General features: G+C 38.6%; 1 protein-coding gene. It reads right to left on the reverse strand.

The window, feature by feature from the left end; genetic code table 11:
* Nucleotides 1–32: 32 nt before the first annotated feature.
* A complete protein-coding gene (locus AC1DRF_RS30920) occupies nt 33–518 on the reverse strand; it encodes a PaaI family thioesterase (RefSeq protein ID WP_477742692.1) in 486 nt (161 codons plus the stop codon).
* Nucleotides 519–720 lie beyond the last annotated feature (202 nt).

Consider the following 720-nt stretch of genomic DNA (forward strand, 5'->3'; position numbering starts at 1 on the left):
TCCTCCCTTTTTATGTAACTGTTTTGCATTTTTTAGTCTTCTTTTCGTTTAAACGTACTTGGCATAACAACTGCCACAACTTCTCCGGTCGCAACAATGATGTCGCTTGCGTATACTTCTGTTTTAACTCTCCATTTCTTCGGGTGAATTTCTTCAACCGTTCCTATTACTTTTAGTACTTCACCCTGCGGCGTTGGTTTTTTAAAATCCACGTGGAGAGAACCGGTAACAAACCGCGGCGGCTCTGCTGAATCTCCTATTTCGTAGCCATTTTTACGGTATAGAGCAAGAGATGCAGAGCCTGTTCCATGGCAATCAATCAGTGAGGCAAGAAGTCCGCCATAAACAAATCCTGGTATAGCTGTATGTTCAGGCTTAGGTGTATAAAGGGTAATGGTTTTTTCTCCTAGCCATCCTGTCCGAAAATGATAGCCTTCTTGATTTAATCGGCCGCAGCCGTAACACCATGCAAAATCATCCGGATATTCGTCTTGAATCGCTTTTACTACTTTTTCCATGGTTCACCACTCCTTTTTCGGAATATTTTAACACATTTTCTCCTACAATCGTTAGAACTAAACGGACTATTTTCAAGCTTAAATAACTATAAATCATAATAGAAGAAAAGCCTCACTTAAAAAATAATCGATTAACTAGGTTTTTATTTATAAATAATGGTGACGAGAAAGCATCTTTCTAATTGAAAGGTGCTTTTTTGTT

Source organism: Priestia sp. P5_B4, from assembly GCF_056400385.1.